This is a genomic window from Microtetraspora fusca (assembly GCF_001570365.1).
GTDB classification, from domain to species: domain Bacteria; phylum Actinomycetota; class Actinomycetes; order Streptosporangiales; family Streptosporangiaceae; genus Microtetraspora; species Microtetraspora fusca.
Genome location: NZ_BBYK01000076.1, coordinates 67825 through 75867 on the forward strand (window position 1 = coordinate 67825; position 8043 = coordinate 75867).

Annotated in this window: 6 protein-coding genes; 4 read left to right on the forward strand and 2 right to left on the reverse strand. The window is 73.9% G+C overall.

Annotated elements, in window-relative coordinates; genetic code table 11:
* Positions 1–39 precede the first annotated feature (39 nt).
* Complete coding sequence (locus AWQ68_RS35705; protein ID WP_066949683.1) at positions 40–1089, reverse strand: LacI family DNA-binding transcriptional regulator; 1050 nt, start codon at positions 1087–1089, stop codon at positions 40–42.
* A gap of 145 nt (positions 1090–1234) precedes the next feature.
* Here AWQ68_RS35705 and AWQ68_RS35710 point away from each other — a divergent pair, with 145 nt between their 5' ends.
* A complete protein-coding gene (locus AWQ68_RS35710) occupies positions 1235–3400 on the forward strand; it encodes an amylo-alpha-1,6-glucosidase (protein ID WP_084464781.1) in 2166 nt (721 codons plus the stop codon).
* Positions 3401–3482: 82 nt separating this feature from the next.
* On the opposite strand, the gene AWQ68_RS35715 is transcribed toward AWQ68_RS35710, so the two are convergent.
* On the reverse strand, positions 3483–4007 hold the full coding sequence (locus AWQ68_RS35715; protein WP_066949713.1) for a GNAT family N-acetyltransferase: 525 nt from the start codon (positions 4005–4007) through the stop codon (positions 3483–3485).
* Positions 4008–4421: 414 nt separating this feature from the next.
* On the opposite strand from AWQ68_RS35715, the gene AWQ68_RS35725 reads away from it, so the two are divergent.
* From AWQ68_RS35725 to AWQ68_RS35735, 3 genes are all read left to right on the forward strand, one after another.
* On the forward strand, positions 4422–5840 hold the full coding sequence (locus AWQ68_RS35725; RefSeq protein WP_084464783.1) for a S41 family peptidase: 1419 nt from the start codon (positions 4422–4424) through the stop codon (positions 5838–5840).
* 119 nt (positions 5841–5959) lie between these two features.
* Entirely contained in the window at positions 5960–7261 is a 1302-nt protein-coding gene (locus tag AWQ68_RS35730; protein ID WP_066949692.1) for a sensor histidine kinase, read from the forward strand.
* A complete protein-coding gene (locus AWQ68_RS35735; RefSeq protein ID WP_066949694.1) occupies positions 7258–7914 on the forward strand; it encodes a response regulator in 657 nt (218 codons plus the stop codon). Before AWQ68_RS35730 ends, AWQ68_RS35735 begins: the two co-directional genes overlap by 4 nt.
* The last annotated feature ends 129 nt before the right edge of the window (positions 7915–8043 follow it).

Consider the following 8043-nt stretch of genomic DNA (forward strand, 5'->3'; position numbering starts at 1 on the left):
ATCTTCTTGGTTCTCTGGGGAGTGGGGAACTGCGACGGGTCAGCCCGAGCGCCGTCTGACCAGCGAGGGCTGGAGCAGCACGTGCGGGTGGGGGTCCCCCGAGGACCCGGGTGTGCGGTTGTCGCCGTCGAGGAGGCGGGTGAGCAGCGTGACGCAGCTCGTCGCCGCCTCCGCGAGCGGCTGGCTGAGACTGGTGATGCCGACGGCCTTCGCCACCGGCGTGTCGTCGAACCCGATCACGGCGACTGGCGGCCCCGCCCGGTCCTCGGACGGCACGGCCGCGCCGGGGGAGCGGACGGCGTGCAGCGCGCCGAGCGCGAGCGAGTCGCTCGCGCAGACGAGTGCGGTCGCCGGGTCGCCGGATTCGAGCAGATCGCGGGCGGCCGTCTCGCCGTCGTCGACGCCGTCGCTGGTCGCCCGGTCGAGCCCCGCCGGGTCCACCCCGGCGGCGCGCAGCGTGCGGGCCCAGCCCTCCCGCCGGTCGTCGCCGACGCCCGACCCGGCGGGCCAGCCGAGGAAGCCGATCCGGCGGTGGCCGGTGTCGAGCAGGTGGCGGGTCGCGGCGGCGGTGCCGGCGGCGCCGTCCACGTCCACCCACGCGTGCGGCGCGCCGTCCGGCACGCCCCACGGGCGGCCGAAGGTGACGAACGGCATGCCCCGGCCGAGCAGCCACGAGGTGCGGATGTCGCCGTGGTGGGTGCCGGTCAGCACGAAGGCGTCCGGCTCGTACGCGCCGAGCAGGTCCTCGAAGGTCGCGATCTCGGCGGTGTCGTCGTCGGCGGTGTAGAGCAGCACCCGGTAGCCCGCGCGCGCGGCGCTCTCGGTGAGGCCGTGCAGGAAGCGGTCGAGGACCGAGCCGTTGATGCCGTCGCGGTCCGGCTCGATGCGGGTGGCGATGAGCCGCGATCTGCCGGTGCGCATCTGGCGGGCGGCCTGGTTGACGCGGTAGCCGAGCTCCTCCACCGCGTCGAGCACCCGCTGCCGGGTCTCCTCACGGACGACCTCAGGCGTGTTGAGCACGTTCGAAACCGTCTGGCGGGAGACGCCAGCGTGACGAGCGACGTCCGCGATCGTCACCTTCTCGGCCATGAAGTCCCTTTCCGTGGGTTTGAACGTTCAAAGAGAAATAAGGCATCATTGGATCGTTCAAGTAAAGGAAGTGTTTGGCAATGTGCACCCACGGAGCGGATCTGTCAAGGTCGCGCACCGCCTGACCTGAATCAAGGAGTCGTACGTGCTGGTCGGAGCCACGCCGGAACCGGGAGCCGCCCTCGCGGCCGAGGAGACCGGCCCCCCGGCGGGATATCGCCTGCAGCCGCTGCTGCACGACCTCGTCAGCACCGTCCTGGCCCCCACCAGCGCGTTGAGCGGAGCCGACGGGCAGATCCGCGCCTCCGGCGTCCAGGGGCTCTTCCATGCCGACGCCCGCGCGCTCTCGCTCGCCAGGCTGCTGATCGACGGACACGAACCGGAGGCCATCGCGTACCTGCCGGTCGGCCCCGGGCACGACCGGTTCGTCTCCCTCGCCCGCCGGCTTGGCGACCCCCACCCCGACCCCACCGTGCGGATCGAGCGCACCCGCCAGGTGACGCCGTACGGCATGAGCGAGCGGGTGGAGATCGTCTCCACGGCGTCGGCGCCCGTCACCGCCACCGTCACCGTCGAGCTGGCCGGCGACTTCGCCCCGATCGAGGTCGTGAAGTCGGGCGGCGACACCGCGCCCGTCGCGGCGGCGGTCGAGGGGCCGGGCACGCTGGTCTGGCGGTCGGCGCGCTCCCGGGTCATCGTGACCGGGACCGACGCGCGGGCCGAGACCGCGGACGTCCCCGGACAGGTCGCCCCGGCGCGGCTGGCCTGGCCGGTCACGGTGCGGCCGGGCGAGCGCGTCGCGCTGCGCTGGGAGGTCGCCGTCACCGACCCGGCCGCGGTCGTGATCTCGCCGTCCGGCCCCGTCGAGTGGAGCCGTCCCCGGGTCGCCGCTGCCGACCGGAGGCTGGAACGGCTGCTCGACCGGTCCCTGGACGACCTTCGGTCGCTCCGGCTCGTCGAGCCGGACGTCCCCGGCGACACCTTCCTCGGCGCGGGGGTGCCGTGGTTCCTGACGCTGTTCGGCCGGGACAGCATCTGGGCCGCACGGATGCTCCTCCCGCTCGGCACCGAACTCGCCGCGGGCACGCTGCGGGTGCTCGCCCGCCGCCAGGGCGTACGGATCGACCCCGCCTCCGGGGAGGCGCCCGGAAAGATCATGCACGAGCTGCGCCGCCACGAGTTCACCGTCGAGGGCAACGGGCTGCGCCTCCCCGCCACCTACTACGGCACCATCGACGCCACCCCGCTGTGGATCGCCCTCCTGCACGACGCCTGGCGGTGGGGGATGCCCGAGCGCGAGGTGGTCCCGCTGCTGCCGCACCTGGAGGCCGCGCTCGGCTGGCTGGGCGAGCACGCCGACCCCGACGGCGACGGCTTCGTCGAGTACATCGACACGAGCTCGCGCGGCCTGGCCAACCAGGGCTGGAAGGACTCGGGCGACGCCGTCCGGTTCAGGGACGGCAGCCAGGCGACCGCGCCGATCGCGCTCGCGGAGGTGCAGGGCTACGCCTGTCAGGCGGCGGCCGGGGCCGCCGCGCTGCTGGAGGCGTTCGGCCGTCCCGGCGCGGAGCGCTGGCGCGAGCACGCGGCGGCGCTCGCCGCGCGGTTCCGCGAGCGGTTCTGGGTGGAGGGCCCCGCGGGCCGCTACCCGGCGCTCGCCCTCGACGCCGCCAAGCGGCCGGTCGACTCGCTCACCAGCAACATCGGGCACCTTCTCGGCACCGGCCTGCTCTCGGCGGGCGAGGAGGCGGAGGTGGCCCGGCTGCTCGCCTCACCCGCGATGGCGGGCGGTTTCGGCCTGCGCACGATGTCGGCCGACGACGGCGGTTTCAGCCCGCTGTCCTACCACTGCGGCTCGATCTGGGCGCACGACACCGCGATCGTGCTCGCCGGGCTGGCCCGCGCCGGGTTCGGCGGGCAGGCCGCCGGGCTCGCCGAGGGGTTGCTCGCCGCCGGGGAGGAGTTCGACTACCGCCTGCCCGAGCTGTACGGCGGCGACGCGAGGGACGAGGTGGGGCGGCCCCTGCCGTATCCGGCCGCGTGCCGGCCGCAGGCGTGGTCGGCCGCGGCGGCGGTGACGATCCTGCACGCGGCCACCGGCCTGTACCCCGACGTGCCGGAGGGCCGGGTCACGCTGCGTCCCCTCGCCGGCGCCCCGCTCGGCGCGGTGTCCGCGCACGGCCTGCGCGTCGCCGCACACGAGGTCGGCGTCGAGGTGGACGCCGCGGGCCGGGCCGAGGTGACCGGCCTGCCCGCGCACCTGCGCATTGAGGATCTCGCCGCCGGGGATCTTGCCCGGCCCGCCCGCTGACCCTTCCGGCGTCTCCCGGCCCGTTCACCGGGCCGGGAGACGCCCGGGGCTCTCACGCCTCGCACGATGCCGACGACCAGGGTCACAGGCCGGGCGGAGGCGGATCGTTCCGCAGCCTGCTGTACATCCAGCCGTCGCGCCACCGGCCGGCGCGGAACTCCACCGCGCGCATGACGCCCTCCAACGTGAAACCGGCCTTCACCAGCGACTTCTGTTCGGCGATGTTCTCGGGGTGGGTGGCCGCCTGGATGCGCTCGGCCGGCGTGTGGGTGAACAGGTAGTCGCACAGCATCGCCTGAGCGCGCCAGCCGATGCCGCGTCCCCGCCAGTCGGGGAGCAGGGCGATCCCGATCTCCCAGTATCGCGAGACGCCGAACCCCTGCGCCGACCAGCTCATGAAGCCCGCGGCCGTGCCGTCCACCTCGACGATGATCCGGCTGTCGTCCTCGCCCAGGTACCCGTCGGTGGCGTAGCGCCGGGTCGGCGCCTGCGCGTCGCGGAACCCCGTCCAGTCCAGTCCGATCAGCCCTGGCTCCGTGACGAAACGCCGGAACATGACGAGATCGTCCTCGGCCACCGGCCGCAGTCGTATGTCAAGGGCGCTCACCGCGCCACCTCCCTCGTGAAGCGTTCGTCCGCGCGTGATCGTGTCACCGGCCTGGACCTTACCCCCGAGATCCGGGAGCGGTCGGCAGGTGGCGTCCGTCATCGCGGCTCTCCGGCAGACTGCCCCTCCCCGCGCCTCGTACGACCCGCGAACAGGCCGACGAGCATGACGAGGCCGCACAGGAAGAACGGCCAGCCGTACGGGCGGCGCGGCGCCCATTCCAAGAAGATCAACGGAAGCCGCACAAGAAAGATCAAGCAAGCACAGATCGTAGCCATGCCGACCGACGTTTCCGCCGCGACCGCGAACCCCGGCCGGGCCGGCCCGCCGGATCGGGTCACTCCCAGGAGGGAGCCGCGGGATGGTCCCCCAGGGTGACGCCGGTTACGGGACCGCGTTCATACCGTCGGCGCCATGAAAAAGAGCGGAACACGAATCACGGTCGCGGCTCTGGCGGCCGTCACGGCGATGGCGGCGGCGCCCGCCGCGACGGCGGCCGCGAGCGCGCGGGACGCCACCCTGGACGGCGTGTGGCAGACCGACGGCTACAGCACGATCATCACCGTCCAGGGGGACCGGCTCCGGTACTTCGACACGACGGCGATCAGCTGCCTGGCGGGCGTCATATCGGCCAAGCGGCAGGGCGCCCCGGGGTCGTTCGTCGCCGACGACGGCTCCCGCCAGATGACGATCAAGCTCCAGGGCCGGCAGCGGGCACGGCTACGCTACGTGGGCGCCGTCGGGGAGATCGGCCTGCGCCGGCTGCCCGCCCTTCCCACCCGCTGCTCGGTGAAGGCCCCCGCCGCGGACCCGGTCAAGGTGTTCGACGTCTTCTGGACCACGTTCGCGGAGAACTACCCGTTCTTCGCCACCAAGGGCGTCGACTGGCAGGCGGTGCGCGACCGGTACCGTCCCCGGATCGGCCCGAACACCACCGACGCCGAGCTGTTCGGCGTGCTGCGCGACATCCTGAAGGATCTCGGTGACGCCCACACCGCGCTGCGCGCCGGAAAGGACGAGTTCGTCCGGCCGCTGCGCCCCGGCACGAGGCCGCTGGACGGCCTGCCGGCCTTCATGGCCCTGAACGAGCGGGTCCTCGATCTCGTGGAGAAGCACGACGTCAAGAAGCCGCTGACGACATGGGGTCGGGGCGTGATCGGGTACGCCGACCTGCCGGGCGGGTTCGGCTACCTGCGGCTGGCCGCGTTCGACGGGTACGCCGACGGCGGCTTCGCGGCCAACGCGAAGGAGCTGGACCGCGCGCTGGACGAGATCTTCACCCCCGACCGGACGTCGCGCCTGAAGGGCCTCGTCCTCGACGTCCGCCTCAACTTCGGCGGGTACGACGCCCTCGGCATCCAACTCACCTCGCGCCTCACCGGCCGGCCGTACGCGGCCTATGCCAAGCAGGCGCGCAACGCCCCCTCTGACCCCACCCGGTTCACGCGAGCGCGACCGACCTGGGTGCGTCCGGCCGCCGGTTCTCGCTACACCGGGCCGATCGCCCTGCTGACCAGCCCGCTGACCATCAGCGCCGGAGAGACGTTCAGCCAGGCCATGACGGCCCGCACCCCCACCCCTCGGCGGATCGGCGACACCACCCAGGGCGCGTTCTCCGACTTCCTCTGGCGCACGCTGCCCAACGGCTGGACCTTCGCCCTGCCCAACGAGCGGTTCCTCACCCGGCAGGGGACCAGCTTCGACATCACCGGCATCCCGCCGCAGGACAGGATCGCCGAAACGCTCAGCGACGAGGAGCTCGCCGCCGGCCGCGACGCCGCCTTCGATCGGGCGCTGGCCTACCTGCGCACGGCCGGGAGATCGGGCCGGTGACCCGCGTCGCGCGCTGCCCGGTACGCCACGCGGCGGCGGGCGGCCTCCCGTCACAGGTGGACGCGAAGGTCGCCCATGAGGACGAGGCGACCCGCCCGGCATGTCCATAGGCTGGGGAAATGATCCATCAGGGGCCGATCGCGAAGCCGGCGCCCCTCCTGCGGGCCGTGGCGCGGGCGCTGCTGCGGGCGGTCGTCACCGGTACGGCCGAACCGCCGCCGCCCGCGCCACGGCGCAGGCAGGTGCGGGTGCCGTGGCCTCGCGGCCGGCGGGGCGCCACCGTGGATCTCGTCAGGCTCGGCGACGCGGCGCTGGCGTTCGTGGCGTTCGCGGGCGGTGTCGCGTACATGGAGGGCCCCGCGGCCGCCGCGCGGTGGCCGCATGATGAGGCGTACCTCGTCATCCTGTCGGCGGCCTTCTCGCTGCCGCTGGTGCTGCGCGACCGGTGGCCGCTGGCCGCCTGGCGGTGCGCGCTGCTGGCACTTCCGGCCGGCGCGGCGGTCGTCGGCGAGTTCCTCAGCCCGCCGTACCCGCCGGGCGCGGCGATCGCCTGCCTGCTCGTGGCCTACTCCGTCGCGGTCCGCTCCGACGGCGCGGTCGCGGCGGGGGTGTGGCTGGTCTCCTGCCTCGCGGCGGTGGCCGTCGACACCGGCGCTGCGGTCCCCGCGGTGACCGGGATCACCGTCGCCGTGCTGTTCGGCCACAACGTACGGGCAAGGCGGCTGGCGACCGGGAAGCTGGCCGAGGAGGAGCGGCGGGCGGAGGACGCTCTGGCCGCGCGGGCGGCGCTGGCCGAGCGGGCCAGGATCGCGCGCGAGCTGCACGACGTGGTCGCCCACCACATGTCGGTGATCGCCATCCACGCCGAGGCGGTCCCGCTGCGGGCGGGGGGCGACGCGGGCCTGCTGGCGCAGGGGCTCGCCGAGATCCGCGCGCTGTCGCTGAAGACGCTGGCCGAGATGCGCCAGGTGGTCGGCGTGCTGCGCGGCGCGGAGGGCGCGGACACCGCGCCCCAGCCCGGACTCCACCGGCTCGACGAGCTGGTCGCGACCGCGTCCCGCGCCGGGGTGTCCTTGAGGGTGTCCGGCTCGGGCGAGCTGGGCGACCTGCCGGGCACCGTGGGGCTGACGGCATACCGGATCGTGCAAGAGTCATTGAGCAACGCGATGCGGCACGGGTCGGGATCGGACGTCACCGCGGAGCTGGTCCGCGACGGCGACGAGCTGCGGATCCGCGTGGCCAATAGCCTGCCCGCCGATCCGGGAGCCACGCCGGGCGGACTCCCCGGGAAGCGGCCGGGCCACGGGCTGGCCGGAATGCGGGAGCGGGTGGGGATGCTCGGCGGCACGTTCCGCGCGGGCCGGGTCGGCGCGGAGTTCGTGGTGACCGCGACCCTGCCGATCGGAGAGGACGCCGAATGACGATCAGGGTGCTCGTCGCCGACGACCAGGGCATGGTGCGGACCGGGTTCACCGCGTTCCTGAGCGCGCAGCAGGACATCGACGTGGTGGGCGAGGCGGCCGACGGCGAGGAGGCCGTGCGCCGCGTCGCGGAACTCTCGCCCGACGTGGTGCTCATGGACGTCAGGATGCCGGTGCTGGACGGCCTGCGGGCCACCCGGCGGATCCTGTCCGCGGGCGGCCATCCTCCGAAGGTGCTGATCCTGACCACGTTCGACCTGGACGACTACGTGTACGAGGCGCTCCGGGCGGGCGCCAGCGGCTTCCTGCTGAAGGACGCCTCTGCTGCGCAGCTCGCCGAGGCGGTCCGGGTGGTCGCGGCCGGCGAGGCCCTGCTCGCGCCCTCCGTCACCCGGCGGCTGATCTCCGAGTTCGCCCGGCTCGGCCCGCGCCGTCCCCGCGCCACGCTGGACGGGGTCACCGAACGCGAGGCGGAGGTGCTCACCCTGGTCGCCCACGGCCTGTCCAACCAGGAGATCGCCGAACGGCTCGTCCTGTCCGAGCAGACGGTGAAGACCCACGTGGGCCGCATGCTGGCGAAACTCGGCCTCCGCGACCGGGCCCAGGCGATCGTCCACGCGTACGAGACGGGCCTGGTCCGCCCCGGTGAATGAACCCGGCGCCGCGATCGGCGGTCGGGCAGTACGCCGGCGCGCTGGTGGAGATCACCCTCCGTGCGTTCACCCCTTAAGGCTGGGCGCTGGCGGCTGATCGGTGCGCGTCGGACGCCGCCGCCCTGCTCG

Coding starts and splice junctions, on each gene's coding strand:
- AWQ68_RS35735 (WP_066949694.1), top strand. CDS start 7,258: ATGACGATCAGGGTGCTCGTCGCCGACGACCAGGGCATGGTGCGGACC.
- AWQ68_RS35730 (WP_066949692.1), top strand. CDS start 5,960: ATGATCCATCAGGGGCCGATCGCGAAGCCGGCGCCCCTCCTGCGGGCC.
- AWQ68_RS35725 (WP_084464783.1), top strand. CDS start 4,422: ATGAAAAAGAGCGGAACACGAATCACGGTCGCGGCTCTGGCGGCCGTC.
- AWQ68_RS35705 (WP_066949683.1), bottom strand. CDS start 1,089: ATGGCCGAGAAGGTGACGATCGCGGACGTCGCTCGTCACGCTGGCGTC.